This window comes from Vibrio owensii CAIM 1854 = LMG 25443 (assembly GCF_000817815.1).
In the GTDB taxonomy this organism is placed as follows: domain Bacteria; phylum Pseudomonadota; class Gammaproteobacteria; order Enterobacterales; family Vibrionaceae; genus Vibrio; species Vibrio owensii.
On record NZ_JPRD01000049.1, the window covers coordinates 86,755 to 102,023 of the forward strand.

Below are 15,269 nucleotides of genomic sequence, written 5' to 3' on the forward strand. Positions count from 1 at the left end.
AAGAATTAACGGATAATCAAACATCAACGGAAGGAAGCGAATCAATGCTTGTGAAACTGGCTTGGCGAAACCTCTGGCGACAAAAGCGCAGGACACTACTGACGGCGTCTGCGTTGGCATTGGTGTTGTTTCTTTCGCTTATTACGCGAGCGTTTCAAGAAGGCAGTTACACGTCCAATATCAAAAATGCCGCTAAGTTTTATACGGGTCTGATTCAACTGCAAAACCCCGAGTTTGGTGACTCTTCCAGCATTGATGATGTTTTGCCGCAAACCAACACCTTCATTTCGGCGGTGAAAAACAATCCCAATATTGATGTTGTATTACCTCGGGTGGAATCTTTTGCTTTAGCCGCAAAAGACGAACGCTCAAAAGGCGTGATGGTATTAGGCGTTGAGCCTGAAGCTGAAAATCAGTACTCCAATATCAGCGACAAATTGATTGAGGGAAGCTACATCCAATCAGGGCAAAAATCAGTGCTAGTTGGTGGTGGTTTAGCCAATTATTTGCAACTCAAGGTTGGCGATGAATTGGTGCTTTACGGTGCCGGGTATCGAGGACAGACCGCGGCAGGTTTGTATCAAATCTCGGGCATTCTTCATTTTCCTGTGCAGCAGCTTGATTCTCAGTTGGTGTACATGCCGCTCGATACTGCGCAAAACCTGTATTCATTGAATGACCAAGTCACCGCATGGGTTTTAAATACGGAGAGTTTAAGAGCCTTACCTAATACCGTTGAACAGCTTAAAGCCGAGTATGGCAAAAATGTCGCCGTGAAAGATTGGAAGGAGCTGTCGCCAGAGATGGCACAACAAATCGCCTTGGATAAAGCGGGCGGTATTTTCTTGATTTACATTCTCTACGGTATTGTTGGTTTTGGCTTGTTCGCGACAATCTTGATGACGACATTGGAACGCCAGCGCGAGTTCGCCGTCATGCTGGCAACCGGAATGCTGCGCTCCAAGCTCGTCCTTCTGCTCACGATAGAGTCTCTGTTTATGTCCGTTATTGGCATCATTATTGGGCTTATCGTGAGTGCTCCTGTGTTGGGGTATTTCTACTTTAATCCAATCGAAATTACCGGCGATGCTGCCAAGCTCATGCGGGAAAGTGGTTTTGAACCTATTGTGCCCGTTTCGCTCGATCCACACTTAATGCTCAATCAAATCGCCGTCGTGCTGTTGATTCTTTTGTTGTGTTTGCTTTATCCAATGGTTCGCATGCTTCGAATGCCCATTGCGGCAGGGTTAAAAGGAGGTACTCATGCTGGTTAAGTTGGCGTGGCGTAACTTGTGGCGCAACAAGTTGAGAACCTCAATCATGCTCGGAGCCATGGTATTTGGCTTGATGGGCGTGGTTGCCATGATGGGATTCATGAATGGCTTGGTCGATAGCATGATTAAGAACGCCATCTCTTGGCAAACCAGTCATTTGCAGAGCCAGCAAAAGTCCTACTTAGTCAATCCAGAGCTAAAAGATGTGATTCCCGATGCGGATAAGATAAGCATAGTACTGGCGGATAACCGAGAAGTGAAAGCCATTTCTGAGCGATTTCTAGCAGATGGCATGATAGCGTCGGCGCGCAGCACTCGTGGTATTCGCATCAATGGCGTGAATATCGATCAAGAGCAAAATATCACGCCACTCTCACAACACATTGTCGACGGAGAATGGCTGAGCGAAGAAGGCAGAAATCCGATTTTAGTATCGAGCAAGATAGCAGAGCGATTAAAGCTACGTGTCGGATCCAAAGTGGTACTCACTCTGTCTGATGTGAACGGGGAGGTTGCAGGGGCGGCATTTCGTGTTCGAGGTATATTTAAAACACCATCGACAAGATTTGATGACGGGAATGTTTACGTCCGAAAAGCGGATCTTGAAAAGGTAGCGGGGCTGAGTGGCACGCACGAAATTGCGATACTCCTTACTTCTAATAACGATGCTGAGCTCAAGCAGTTACTGGCGTTCACTCACTCTATTTTGCCGGCGGAAAGTAAAGACTTGCTCAGTGTGAGACCTTGGCAGGAGATCCAACCTTTGCTCTCTACCCTGATGAGCACGATGGATATTTCTAACCAAGTGATGCTGGTGGTTTTTGTGCTGGCGATGACTCTTGGCATCGTCAATATCATGTTGATGTCGGTGTTTGAACGCACACGAGAGTTCGGTGTGTTAATGGCTGTCGGCATGCAAAAACACAAGATACGCTTGTTGATTGTTTTTGAAACCTTGTTCCTCGGATTAAGCGGTTGTGCGCTTGGATTACTCGGGAGTGTAATTATGCTCAAGGTGCTGAGTATTACCGGATTGTCGCTGGCTGGTATGGCTGAAGGGCTAGGGGCTTATGGCGTGGATACCTTGCTTTATCCACGGGTATCAATAGCGGAATATCAAATGATCATTGTCGCGATTTTTGTTGCCAGCTTTATCGCAGCCCTGTATCCCGCACGACAAATTTTGAAGCATCGACCTGTGGATGCCATGGCGGAGAAAAGCTAATGACCATCAAACTACAAAACCTAACTAAGATTTACAACGCCGATGGTGATTACCCTGTGCACGCAGTGCAGTCGGTAGACTTGGAGATTAAGCAGGGTGAATTTGTTGCGATCATGGGACCATCTGGTTCGGGAAAAACGACGTTGCTGAACATGATTGGCGGTATTGATGCCCCAAGCTCTGGCAAGGTGGAAATCGATGGTTGCATGATTTCATCGATGTCAGAAAAAGAGCTGATTGCCTATCGTCGCGATAATATAGGCTTCATCTTCCAAGACTACAGTTTGTTACCTGTGTTAACCGCGCTTGAGAATGTGGAATTCGTCATGCAGCTGCAAGGTAAAACCGAGCGAGAGTGTCGTGAACGTGCGACGTCCTTACTTGAACAAGTGGGATTGGCGGAACAGATGAATAAGGTGCCAGGTAAGATGTCCGGTGGGCAACAGCAGCGTGTTGCGGTTGCTCGTGCTTTAGCGCCAAAGCCTCGTTTTGTCATGGCGGACGAACCTACTGCCAATCTAGACGCCAAAAGCACCGCGGAGTTGCTCGACATTATGGAGCAACTTAGCGAACAAGAGGGGACGACGTTTATCTTCTCGACCCATGACCCGCGGGTGATAAAACGTGCTCACCGAATTATCGTGTTTGAAGACGGTCGTTTGGCGCGTGATTTCAGCAATATTGATAATCGCGCAGAGAGGTCGCATGCATAGAGCTGTTTCCCATTTGTCTGCGACTTGCACTAAAGCTATCCGATTGAATACTTACTTGCCCAGAACAAAAGTATATGCAGTGTTTACTAAGGCGTTAAGTCTTTCATTGCTTAGTCTTCAGGCTGGTTCTGCCTTATCTGCTGTTCCCGGATTAGAGCCTCAAAAGTCATGGGATTTGGATGGTTACATCAAATACATGGCAACCTACAGTGTTCCTGATGGCACTGATAATACGTTCGATAACCTGATACACAATCGACTTAACTTTGAATACCGTTTTTCCTCTAGCTGGCGTGTAAATGTTGGGCTACGAAATCGAGCTCTTTGGGGCGATTCTACCGACTTTCCTGGCTATGCCGATTTGGTCGCGTTGGACTCTGGTTACATGGATTTAAGCAAAAACTGGCATGAAGATGATGTGGTCATTAACAGTCAGCTTGATCGTCTATATCTCACTTGGCAGCAAGATGACTGGGGAGCGCAACTAGGGCGCTTTCGTATCAATTGGTCGATGAATACGATATGGAATCCAAACGATATCTACAATGCGTATTCGATTTACGATTTTGACTATGAAGAGCGAGCAGGCACGGATGCGGTCATGCTGAGCAGAAAATTAGGTTTTGCCGATGGGGTTGATTTGGTGTTTTCACCAGCTCGTCAGTCAGGACAAGACAGTGCCTCACTGCGTTATTTCGCCAATCAATCGGGATGGGATTATCAGTTTATTGCAGGACGAGCTCGGATGGATTACGTACTCGGCGCTGGTTTTGCAACGGATGTGTTTGATGCGGGTTTTCGTGGAGAGCTCACGTGGTTTGATCCCATTGATCCAGAATTTGAGGGTGAACCGACCAAAAAGACCACGGTTGCCAGTATTGAATCGGATTACAGCTTTGGCGGCAAGCGCAGCTGGATGGGGCGTGCTGCGTGGTTATTTATCTCTGAACCGCAAGATGCATCGAGCGCATTGGCGTATTTGAATCTTCCTCTCGATGCAAAAACGTTGAGCTTTACACGAAACACATGGTACGCCGATGTGAGCTTTGACTTAACGCCTCTAAACCGCGTCACGCTCTCAACCAGTTACTACGACGATCATTCCTATTTCCTTGGGATATCAAGTAACTACTCTCTCGCTAATGACTGGCAGTTGCTCACGGTAATCCAGAGCTTTAACGGTAGCAGTGGCAGTTTGTTTGGCGAAGTACCTGCGACTTTGTTGTTTGCTAATATTAAATACAGTTTTTAAACGTATGTTTTAAAAGTGAATTTATTTAACTGTTAGTAAGTGAAACTCTTCTATCAACTCTGATGTAAATACGATACTGAATGTTGATCCATAAATACCAACCCGCTCACGCTTTGACAGTTGAGTGCAGGGTTGATATGAAATTAAATGCAATTTCTTGGTAAAGCTAAAAAGCCTTGTCTACACTCAACGTAAAACGAATGTTATTCGTTGGGTGGCATATTAATTGAGCCACGGAGAAAAGTAGCCAAAGAGCTACACCAGTAAAGTTGGCTGATAAGGACGGGGAAATGAACAACGAGTGTTTTGCTAGGTCCCGAGGTGTCACGGATGAGATGCCAATGAAAGAAACGTTTTCTGCAGGTAAAGATCCTTATGCACATTACCTAAAAGACATCGTGGGGCTTGATTTACTCTCTCGAGAAGATGAACTGCATTATGCCAAACTCAATCGAGCGGGGGACAAAGAAGCGCGCGAGGTGATGATCGAATCTAATTTGCGCTTAGTGGTGAAGATTGCCAAAAGCTACTTAAAGCGTACTGGCAACAACTTCACGCTGCTTGATTTGATTGAAGAGGGCAACATCGGCTTGATCAAAGCCATCGACAAGTATGATCCTGAGCCGGGTTATCGTTTTTCAACTTACGCAGTGTGGTGGATTCGCGAAAACATTGAAGCGGCATTAATGAACAACGGTCGCACGGTGCGTTTGCCTGCTCACGTTTGTAAAGAGATAAATAGCCTTGCGTCGAAAAAGCATGATGCGAGCAAAACCATGAGCAAAGACATTTCGATTTCAGAGTTGTCCCATTGTTCAGGTGTAAAGGTAGAGCGTGTTGATGAGTTAGTCGCGTTGAGTGGCTTTATCGATGTTTCAACAACTGTTGACCTTAATCATGCGCCATTTGTGCTCGAACAGTGCGAAAGCGAATACACAACAGATCCACAGCAAGATTGCGAAGACCATTGCTTTACTCAAGCACTGGAACATGTTGTGAACACATTGCCTGTGAAGTTACAGCAAGTGCTGATTCATCGCTTTGGCTTGTTTGAACATAACGTGAAAACATTAGCTGAAGTCGGGGACTTACTGAATGTCTCTAATGAACGCGTGAGACAAATGCAGAAAGAGGCGGTAGAGCGAATACAAAAACGTCTTCAGTTTGATGGATGGGTTTGATACCGATAAATAGCTTCTAAAAAGCCAGCGTCATTGCTGGCTTTTTTCTATCTGCGTGTTGCTCAGTTGGTCTTTGCTTGTTCTTCGGCAAAAAGCAGTAACTCAAGTTGTGCTTTTGCGGAGGGTTCGAGTGTCCAGACACTCAACATGCGGTTAAGGGCAGCTCGATACACTGTGCTCTTGAGTAAGAAAGCCAGAGTGCTCGTGTAGTTGTTCACCACTTGAGTTTGTGTTGCCACTAACTCCGCTTTGTTTGCGATGTCGATTTGTTCGAGATTGAAATCAGGCAAAAATGCACACTCGTACCACACCTCGACAATCTCGCGGATTTCGAGTTCTTCTTCAGGCACATCAAAGTCCTGTAATGCGTGGTTTTCCGGTATCGCTGATAAATAAACCACATCCAATTTGTCAGCAACAAATGTATACATCTGAATCCTAAATACCTCTAAATCTCGGTCGAATCATCTCTCTGGTTTATATCTTTGTCAATTGTATCTGTCTGATTAAAGAGTTAATTGTGAATAAGCGCCACAGTATTAACTCAAACTGTTTAAGTATTTGTCTGTTAAGCCAAAATATTTCAAGTTGCCGTCTGGCTCTAATACCAAGCTCATGTTCGAAGTGGCGATCAAACCCGGATCATTGGTAGAGAACACCACGGTTTTGTTTAGCAATTTATCGGTGAACAAGCGGTTGAAGTACTGAGCATTTTCTTGCTCAGCGCCATTAAATGGTTCATCAATGATGATCAGTGATTGTTCACAGCTTCCAAGCCCCAGCGCGAGGCGCAATTTCTGTTGAATACCGTTAGGTAAGTTCTTGCATTTATCTACGCTTAGCTGAGTGTTCAATCCTTCTGGCAACCACGCATCGAGTTCGAAAAAGCTCACCATCTCTTGCATCTTTTCTGTAGGGATGAGTCCATTATGCAAGATGAAGTTAGTCTCCAGAGAGCCTTCAAAAATATGCAAATTAAACGGGATGTAGTTAATCGAGGTTCGGTAGCGATAACTGTTGAACTGTTTGATGTTGTAGCCGTCTACCGACACTGCGCCTTGGTATCTATCCTCTAAACCCGCAAGAATGGAGATTAGCGTGGTTTTGCCGCAACCAGTCGGTCCACAAATCACCACTTTCGCCCCTGGGGCAATTTTAAACCCGAGATTGGTTAAACCTGTTGCCGCGCCAGTGTAGCGATGGCTTACACCGCTGCCGACAATGCTGCCTTGGAACAGGCGAATAGGGGGGCTTTTCTCCAACGTTAGCTTGTCGTCATTCATAGCCATCAGGTTGTTGATTTGCGCAGAGGATGCCTTAATGGATTGGAATTTGGAAATGGAGTTGTAGATACCCATAATTGGACCTAACGCCTTCCAGACTAAAATCACGGTTGCAAGCATGGCTCCAGCGTCAGATGTGCCATCCATCACGCCGATAACCGCGGTCACGATACTTGCGGTACCGATCACCTGAATCAAACTGCCACCTGCGGCTTGAACCTTGCTGTTGGTTACCGCAACGTTTTCTGCATCGTTGGTGCTTTGCATGTGTGAAGCGCTGAAGCGAGATTGAATAACGCGCAACAGTGGCAAACCTTGGATGGTTTTGATGCCGCGAAGAATCTCATTCCATTGGTAAGAAACCATGGCGTTGGCGCGAGAGCTCTTAGACGTGGCTTGTGAGTAGATGTAACGAGAATAAACACAGAACACCAACATCAGAATCAAACCCGCCATGACGACCAGTGCAGCGGTTCCTGACATGATGGCAATCGCTACAATGAACACAATAACAAACGGCATGTCGAAGTAGCTCAAGGTTGACTCTGCCGTTACCAATCGGCGAAATGTGTCGATGTCTTTTAAACGCGCCAGCTGAGAAGACACGCCAGCGGTGGATGTCATCGCATAAGGGAGCCATAACAGCTTGGATATAACCGCTTGAGAAATGTGCACTGCCAAATCCTTACCTGACGTGGCAATGATGTTGACCCGCATTTTCTTAAAAAAGTATTCCGAGAACCCAACAATCACAGCAAACAACGTGAGCCAATAGAGCGTGGCTTGCGAGCTAGACGTCAAGGCGAAGTTGTATACACTCATGATAAAGAAGGGTTGGAGTGCGCCCAAGATACTGATGACAAAGCTGAGAATAATCAGGCTTTTGAGTTCATTGTTGTAGCGATAGAACGCGTATTTAATCCAGTTACTGCGGTCTTGAGATTCCGGTGGCGGTTCTCGGAACAAGCGCGAGTATTCGCTGATCGAAACTAACAAGCACGGCTTCTTGCAGAGCGGGTATTCAATGGTGTTGTTATTGGTGTAATCAAACAGGATCAGTTTGCCGTCTTTAGTGCCCAAGAAAATCGCAGTGAGGTTTTCTATCTCGATAAAGCAAGGATGAGGGTGTCCCTCGATGTGCTCCAACGTTTTTAATTTGGTGACGTCACAACGGTAACCAAGGCGTTCAATGGTGGCGATAAAACTGTCGCTGTCTTTTGGCTTAGGGATAAAAGCGTCACTGAGGATAGAAGGTGTGCCTTCCCATTCAAGCGCTATGAGGGTGTAAGCTAAACCACGAATCAAAGGTGACTGATTGTATCGCTCGTCATAACTGCGAGCCTCAAAGTCCAACAAGCGCTGAGGGACATTATTAAAATCAACCAAAATACTCATTGGTCACCTCCGGTAAGTTTGACGCGTTTGAGGCGATGATTGAGTTTGTCCATCTTATTGCTGACGATGATGAGGATTTTGTCGTTGGCGCGATAGGCGGTACTGGTCAAAACCAATCGAGCAAAGTCGTCATCATAAACACAGTCGATGTCGTCGAAGATCAACACACGTTTGTTCGCAAGTAACGCACGTACCAGCAACAAGGCATAAGCGACTTGGCGAGAGAATGGGTTGCGTAAATGTCCTTTGAGCTCGGTGTAAAAACCAGCGGGAAGGGCATCGATTTGTGCTTTGATGTTCATGGTTTCGCAAAGCGCAAATGCGGTGTTATTTAAGCTCGGGCGAAAACAAGTCAAGTTGTCGATGATGGTGCCTTCGACGAACGAGCTGGTCTTGTCGACCATGAGCACGCTATTGCGCCAGACATTGTAGTTGACGTCATCGAGCGGTGTCTCGTTGATTTGGATATCGAGCTTGCTGTCGGTGTTTTGCCGCGTAATGCAATTGGCGAGGTGTGTTTTGCCCGCGCCGCTTTTCCCCGTCAGTAAGTAAGCCTGACCGCGTTCAAACTCGATGCGTTGTTTTTCCGAATACTTCACCGAGATGCGCTCGACTTCTGTCGTGTCATTTTGTTGTTCTACAGATGCAGCAAGCTCCAGCAGCTCGGCGATTCGTTGAATATGAAGCTTGTTCAACTCCCAGCGGCTCACCGTGCGCATCACTTGCTGGTATGGGGCGAAGTAGCGGTTGGTAAGCATGATGATGGCTGCCATGATGCCTTGGCTCGATTGCATGTTGATAACGGCAGTTGCCAAAACTACCACCACACAAGCGATGGAGAGCTGTTGTATGAGCGACAAGATAAGGCTGAAGTTTGATTCGATCTGCTCGTATTTGATGTTCTCGACTTCACGCTCTTCCACCATTTGTGTCATCAAGCTCTCAACGCGATATTCCATATTGCGCGCTTTGATATCGAGTGGGCTAGAGATGATCTCGATGATTTTCGAAGTGGTTAACCCTTCGATGTCGGATTTGTTTTCTAGGCTGTTGATTTTTTGCTTGGAAAGACTGAGTGCGAACACTGCCAAAACGATGGAGGCGAGCAAGATAGTCACCCCTGCCCAGATGTTGATCAGACCGATAATCAGCATGGTCAGTATGCTGACTGCAAGGTTGATCAATGCCCGTACAGATTCTCCGCCAAAGAAGGATTTAATCTCTGGAATGGTAGCAATACGCTCTAGGTATTCACCGGGTTCTAGGCGACGAAACTTCGATATCTCAGCCAAACAGATGGATTGAAACACCTTGTTGGTTAGGTTGGTTTCGAACTGCTTCATGATCACCGACGAAATCTTCTCTTCCTGATTCTTTAAGTGATAGTCGAGGAAGATGGTGATCAAGATAATGGCAAACAGAAGAAACAGCGTGTCTTTAGCTTGGTTAGGTAAAACACGGTCAAAGATAATCAGAATCGAAAAGGGCAACACTAAACCAAACAGTGTTGAGATGACCGTTGAGAAAGTCAGATAACACTTGTCAGCAAAGTTAATCTTCTGGGAAAAATGCTCAGTTTGCATTGCGACCTCCTTTCTTAATCGATGGTTTGGAGAGAAGGTGTTTTGGAACTAAGTCTTGATTGCTTCTGCCTTCGATATCGCTCATCAACTGCATGATGCTTTCGATGGATTGCACCGACAGCATGCCTTTGATTTGCTCAAGATTGATCGATTCAATGATGTAGTCATAACGCGCGCTCTCGTAATCACGCAGTGCGCTAAACAGTTTACTTTCCGCTGCCAGTAAGTCGGTAATGGTTCGCGTACCAAGTTGATAGGCGCGTTGAATGCCTTTATAGGAAGCGTAGTTGGCTCGGATAATGTTCTCGTAACTGCTGATGGCGCGGGAGAAGTCATTAATGTTGAGTACCGAGGTGTTAACGCTATTGCGCGTCGTGAACAACGAATCTTGGTACAGCAGCTCGGTTCGCTCGATGGCAGTTGAAGATTTTTGATAACCGTAGTAATCCGAACCGCCGGAGAAAATCGGCACATTCAAGTTCAAACCGACGCTGGTGGAGTTACTGTCCCCTGTTGCGGTGGGGTCGGTTCGGTCATAGTTGTTCGCATCGTCGTAACGGTAACTGGCAGAGAGCGAGACGGTCGGCACAAAGTTTGAACCGCTTTCTTTCAAGCCTCTTCGGCTGCGTTCTACGGTTTTCTTCGCAACCAATAAATCGTTATTGAGCTTCAAAGCTTGTTCAAGAATCGCACGTTGTTCGGACTCGCTGATTTCTGCCAAGGGCACGCTTTCGTAGATGTCCTGCGATGGGGTGACTGGGTATTGAACTTGAATCTCTAAACCGTTCAAAATCACACGTCGATCTTTCTCTAAGGTTCTTAAGCGGTTGGCAATGCCTTCTTTCTGAGCAATTACCTCATACAACTCGCTCGCCGCAGTGTTGCCAAGCTCCACGTTGCGACGCATTTGGCGTTCACGTGTTTCAGACGATTTAAGCTCGACTTTGGTGGCTTTGATTTGCGCGTTGTTTTTCAGGTACTCGAAATATTGCGTCGCGATTTCAGAAATGGTGCTCTGAATTTTGTTCTCGTGCTTGATTTCTTCAATGTTGAAATCAAGCTTCGCGGTGCCGTATTTGAAGATGTCGCCAAGGTTAAATACCGATTGAGATAAAGACACGCTGTAGCTGTTTGAGTTGTAGCTTGAACGCGTATCCGGTGTTCCCGTTAATATGGTTTCGTTCTCATTCCATGTGGTATCAGCGGCACCGTTTAAAGAGGGCAGGAACTTAGAGCGGCTAATGTCGATGTTGTATTCGTTTTCTTCCACGCCTTTGTCACTAGCGCGCAGAGATAAATTGTTTTCCAAGCCGAGTTTGACCGCCTCAAGCAAGGTGGTCGCCATTGCCAAAGGAGCATTGCTCAATGTAAGCGCTGCCAATACGCAGCTAGTTAAGTTTCTGTACCGCCACATACTTGTTGATCACCTTGATGATTTCGTCGTTTTTATAAGGTTTGCTGATCACGTAATCCATTCCAGCTTCGATACAAGCTTGGTGTTCATTACTGCTGGTCAATGCTGTCGCACCTATGATGGTGCAAGGGTTTTGTCCGCTCTCTTGTTCGTATTGTCGAATGCGTTTGGTTGCTTCAATACCGCCCATGCCTGGCATGATGCAGTCCATAAAGATGATGTCCGAGCGCTGATTCATGAAGTGCTGAACGGCGTCTGCGCCATCGCCAACGGTGTCGGCTTCATATTCTTGCTTGCTCAAAATTCGTTTGAGTAGAATCTGTTGAACACGGTCATCCTCAACAATCAGGAATGAGCTGTTCTCCATCTGATCTTCTGAGGCTTCCGCTTCCATGATTGCTAACAGATTGGGGATGAACTCATACGGAATCGCAGGAGAGTTCAGAATCTTGTCGACAAAGGTATGGCTCTCTTGTGCTTGCTGAGTGCTAGTGACTGAAAGCAGCAATTTAGTATTCGGGTGATTGCGCAGTTGCGATTTCACCGTTTTGCTTAGTGAGGGCAGCTTGTTTGGCTCGAACGTGTCGGTCAGCATGATGGCGTCGTATTCGCCAAAGGTTTTTGCAGCAGAGAAGAGCTCGTTCGGGGTTCGAATTGGTGTGATCTCTAAGCCCAAGTTGACTAACATTTTGTTCATCACATCAATGCGCAGCTGAGAATTGGCACACAGCAACAAACGTTTATTGTCGAAGCGAGTTTTTTCGGTGTGGAAGCTTTTGGCTTTTAAATCGAGCTGAATTTGAAAACGTTCCTGATTGCCCGATTGATACCAATGGCTCTCGTAATAGCCATAATCTTTCAGTACGCTTTTCGCCAAATCGTCTTTGTTTGCAGTGTGCTGCTTATGGTCGCTCCAGTGTAGGGTATTGAGCTTGGCAAACGGCACATCCAGTGTGGTTAAGAAGTTTAGATTGATGGTCAGGCGAGTGTTTTCAATGTCTGACGCCGCGCCCGATTCAATGGTGACAAACAGTTTTTTGTCGGCTTTGAGTTGGATGGCATTCGATAGCTGTAGGAACAACACCCAGAATAAGCTGGTGGATTGCCCTTCAACACGGTTTGGTAAGTTATCCGAGATAAAGCAGTCTAGCTCACCTTCATTTCGCTGCACTTTTGAACTGATGTGAATCATCAATTCAGACAGTACATTTAGCAGTGAAAACTCTTTCGATTTGCTCTCGGTCCCTTGTGAAATGAGTCGGTTGTAGTTCTCTGCCAATTCAGACAGGGTATTGGCAGCCGAGGTTATATCTTGCGCCATCAACACGCCGCTCTCATCGGTCTCTTGTACGAGATATTGCACGCCGCCGTTAATAGTGTTGGTGATGCCACGAATCTCGTAACCAATCAGAGCATAGAGTTGCTTGTAGAGATCGTTATTGCGTTTTTGCTCTTCGAGTTTGCTGAAAATCAGTTTTAGGTGAGAGTAGATTTGACGCTGCTTCGGATTGATGCTCACTTCATTCAACAACTCTTCTAACCTTTGTAAATCCAGTTGTTTGAGCTCTTGATAAAGCCCATCGAACTCTTGGTCAATGTCTCGCTCATTCGAACTGGATTTTCTCAGTTTGAGGATTGCCACTAAGTTCGATAGAACGGCGATACCAACCAACACAACAACGACCATAAACAACCAAATGAAGAACTCGTTTTTCTCCATCATTAGGTCGCTCGCGTGGTTGTTAAACATGGTGCGATAGTTGTCGTCCATTTGTAGGTAGTTATTGGTGAGCGAGAGATACAGTGCCAACACATCGTCACGCGTTTTTGAGCTGTCCGAGAAGCGATTAATCGCCAGTTCAAGCTGCGTATATTCGGTCGCGCCCACCAAGCTAAACTCGGTTTTGTTGAGTGACGCGAGAGACTTAAACTGGTCAATTTCGTTTTTCAGAACCTCAAAATCGAGCTCTGTTGTACTACAATAACGCGCGGCTAAACAGCGCTGAAGCGTTTGGATATCAAGTTCGATGGTTTGGTTGAGTTGTTGAGCTTGAACCAATAGAGGCGCGTTTTGCACTTGCTCCACTGAATCCACTTTTTCCCAAGAGACATACAAATAAAAGGCGAGGGCAGCCAGCACCAAGCTAAAAGCAATGCTTAGGCGCATAACAGGAACGGAAATATTGTAGGAAGGTTTGCTACTCATCCATTACCTCTCATCGAACGCGTCTTCGATAGCCGACATAACCGGCTTCGCAGCGTATTCGATAACCCGACGTGACCCTGTTTTCACGTCGGCGGTAAACTCCATGTAAGGGGACAGTTTGTATTGTGTGCCTCCACGCTCTAGATAGTTTTGGCTGATTTGGATTTCAGCGAGGTAGAATTCAGCGTCCTCTTCTTCATAGGACGAACGGCTGATTGACGCGATTCGACCTTCCAAAAATCCGTACTTGGCAAAGTTGTAAGTGTCCATCTTCACTTTGACCGCCTGTCCGATTTCAACAAAGCCCATGTCTTTACGTGGAATCTTCGCTTCGCCATGAAGGGAGTTATTAATCGGCGCAATGTCCGCGATACTTTCCCCCGGCGGTATCACGGCAGAGCGGAAATTAAAGTGCACTTTATCCACCACACCATCAATAGGGGCGTAGACCACGAGGCGATCCACTTTGTCAGAGTGTTGAGGACGAAGAATGCGTTTTAACTTGAGATCTTTCTTCGCTTGAATGATTTGCGCTTGGTATTCGGAGTTGCGATTTTCCACCAAGTCTCGATACTGCTTTTCTAGTTTGTCGAGTTGGAAGCGCTCATTCATGACCGACTCATCGAGATTTTCAATCTCACGCACCATGTTTGATTCTTGAACCTGCATATTCAGAACATCGACATAAGATGCCATTTCTTCTTTATAGAGGGTGTTCTTGATATTGAGCTGCTTGCGAATCAACGAAAGCTGGTTCTCGGAACTTTTGCGGCGCTTAAACATAGAATCAATCAAAGAATTCTTATGATTGATGTCGTGGGTGATCAACTCTTCATTCGAGCGGTTTTTGGAAAACTCTTGCTGCCAGGTATTCATATTTACCTGAACCAATTCTGGATATTTTTCGATGTAGGCAGAGAAATCGGGCTCTACCATATCACGCAGGCTTTCATAACGGAGTTTGTCTAACTCAAGCTGAATGATTTCTGTGTTTACTGTATCGAGTTGAGTGTTTCTATCCAAAGAACGAATTCGCGCAATGGGTTGACCTTCGTAAACCACTTCGCCTTTGCGCACTAACATTTCTTCGAGAATACCGCCTTCAAGGTGTTGCACTTTTTCTACGTCAGATTCCAGCAATAACTCACCGCGCACCGACACCACAATGTCGATACGAGCTTGAGACGCCACGGCGATCGCCACCATTGAAAGCAAAAAGATAACCAGCAATGTTTTGTGTACGCTGGTCATTGCACTGGCTAGCACGATCGTATCGTCTGCAGTCACCTTCGAAGACTCGTTGTTGGAAACGAGTGCCTTTCTGAGGTGGTGTTCGATCTGCTTGTTACTCATGATCCACCTCGGTTATTCATCATCAGTGTTGTCATCGATAGAGTTTTCGATATCTAACAGCTGGCTTATTTGTTTGTTCACGTTATTGAGCTCAGTTTTGATGTCCTCAATCAATTCATTAGGTGCGGGAAAGTGGTGCTTACTTAAATGTTCCAGCTTTGCCATCTTGGGTGGTAAATCATCATCACAAAGTAATACGAGAATGGTTTTCAGCTTTTTTGAGTAGCCGCTCAGCTCTTCAAAACGGTTTTGTTTATGCAGCATTTCGATGTTAATCGCCGCGCTGCTGAAGTCCTTATAAAAATCTCCCAATAGCAATTGCAGCCCTTTGTGGCTGTTGTCGACTGAGCGCAACAGATTCGTCATGTTTATCATTGTTCCACCGCCCTA

12 protein-coding genes are annotated in these 15,269 nt (G+C 46.1%); 5 read left to right on the top strand and 7 right to left on the bottom strand.

Annotated elements, in window-relative coordinates; all coding sequences use genetic code 11:
• Positions 1-44 precede the first annotated feature (44 nt).
• The 5 genes from H735_RS23350 to H735_RS23370 all read left to right on the top strand — a co-directional run bounded on the left by H735_RS23350 (position 45) and on the right by H735_RS23370 (position 5,645).
• A complete protein-coding gene (locus H735_RS23350; protein ID WP_020198043.1) occupies positions 45-1,274 on the top strand; it encodes an ABC transporter permease in 1,230 nt (409 codons plus the stop codon).
• Positions 1,264-2,499 carry an ABC transporter permease gene (locus tag H735_RS23355; RefSeq protein WP_020198042.1) on the top strand — a complete coding sequence of 412 codons (1,236 nt, stop codon included), beginning with the start codon at positions 1,264-1,266 and terminating at the stop codon, positions 2,497-2,499. Before H735_RS23350 ends, H735_RS23355 begins: the two co-directional genes overlap by 11 nt.
• Positions 2,499-3,212 carry an ABC transporter ATP-binding protein gene (locus H735_RS23360; protein ID WP_009699547.1) on the top strand — a complete coding sequence of 238 codons (714 nt, stop codon included), beginning with the start codon at positions 2,499-2,501 and terminating at the stop codon, positions 3,210-3,212. The genes H735_RS23355 and H735_RS23360 overlap by 1 nt, the downstream gene beginning before the upstream one ends.
• Positions 3,205-4,464 (top strand): hypothetical protein, encoded by a 1,260-nt coding sequence (locus tag H735_RS23365; protein ID WP_027726859.1) that lies wholly within the window; start codon positions 3,205-3,207, stop codon positions 4,462-4,464. The genes H735_RS23360 and H735_RS23365 overlap by 8 nt, the downstream gene beginning before the upstream one ends.
• A gap of 290 nt (positions 4,465-4,754) precedes the next feature.
• On the top strand, positions 4,755-5,645 hold the full coding sequence (locus H735_RS23370; protein ID WP_027726858.1) for a sigma-70 family RNA polymerase sigma factor: 891 nt from the start codon (positions 4,755-4,757) through the stop codon (positions 5,643-5,645).
• Positions 5,646-5,707: 62 nt separating this feature from the next.
• Here the strand turns inward: H735_RS23370 and H735_RS23375 are convergent, their stop codons facing one another.
• From H735_RS23375 to H735_RS23405, 7 genes are all read right to left on the bottom strand, one after another.
• The gene (locus tag H735_RS23375) at positions 5,708-6,076 is read right to left on the bottom strand and encodes a hypothetical protein (protein WP_020198039.1); all 369 of its coding nucleotides are present in this window, start codon (positions 6,074-6,076) and stop codon (positions 5,708-5,710) included.
• A gap of 108 nt (positions 6,077-6,184) precedes the next feature.
• Positions 6,185-8,323: an ATP-binding cassette domain-containing protein gene (locus H735_RS23380; RefSeq protein WP_005442632.1), complete on the bottom strand. Its 2,139-nt coding sequence runs from the start codon at positions 8,321-8,323 to the stop codon at positions 6,185-6,187.
• Positions 8,320-9,906 carry an ATP-binding cassette domain-containing protein gene (locus H735_RS23385; protein ID WP_020198038.1) on the bottom strand — a complete coding sequence of 529 codons (1,587 nt, stop codon included), beginning with the start codon at positions 9,904-9,906 and terminating at the stop codon, positions 8,320-8,322. Before H735_RS23385 ends, H735_RS23380 begins: the two co-directional genes overlap by 4 nt.
• Positions 9,896-11,320 carry a TolC family protein gene (locus H735_RS23390; RefSeq protein WP_020198037.1) on the bottom strand — a complete coding sequence of 475 codons (1,425 nt, stop codon included), beginning with the start codon at positions 11,318-11,320 and terminating at the stop codon, positions 9,896-9,898. The genes H735_RS23385 and H735_RS23390 overlap by 11 nt, the downstream gene beginning before the upstream one ends.
• Positions 11,295-13,526, bottom strand: a complete 2,232-nt coding sequence (locus tag H735_RS23395) for an ATP-binding response regulator (RefSeq protein ID WP_027726857.1) — start codon at positions 13,524-13,526, stop codon at positions 11,295-11,297. Before H735_RS23395 ends, H735_RS23390 begins: the two co-directional genes overlap by 26 nt.
• 3 nt (positions 13,527-13,529) lie before the next feature.
• Complete coding sequence (locus tag H735_RS23400; protein ID WP_020198035.1) at positions 13,530-14,879, bottom strand: HlyD family type I secretion periplasmic adaptor subunit; 1,350 nt, start codon at positions 14,877-14,879, stop codon at positions 13,530-13,532.
• Between the two features lie 12 nt (positions 14,880-14,891).
• Positions 14,892-15,245: a hypothetical protein gene (locus tag H735_RS23405; protein ID WP_017819226.1), complete on the bottom strand. Its 354-nt coding sequence runs from the start codon at positions 15,243-15,245 to the stop codon at positions 14,892-14,894.
• Positions 15,246-15,269 lie beyond the last annotated feature (24 nt).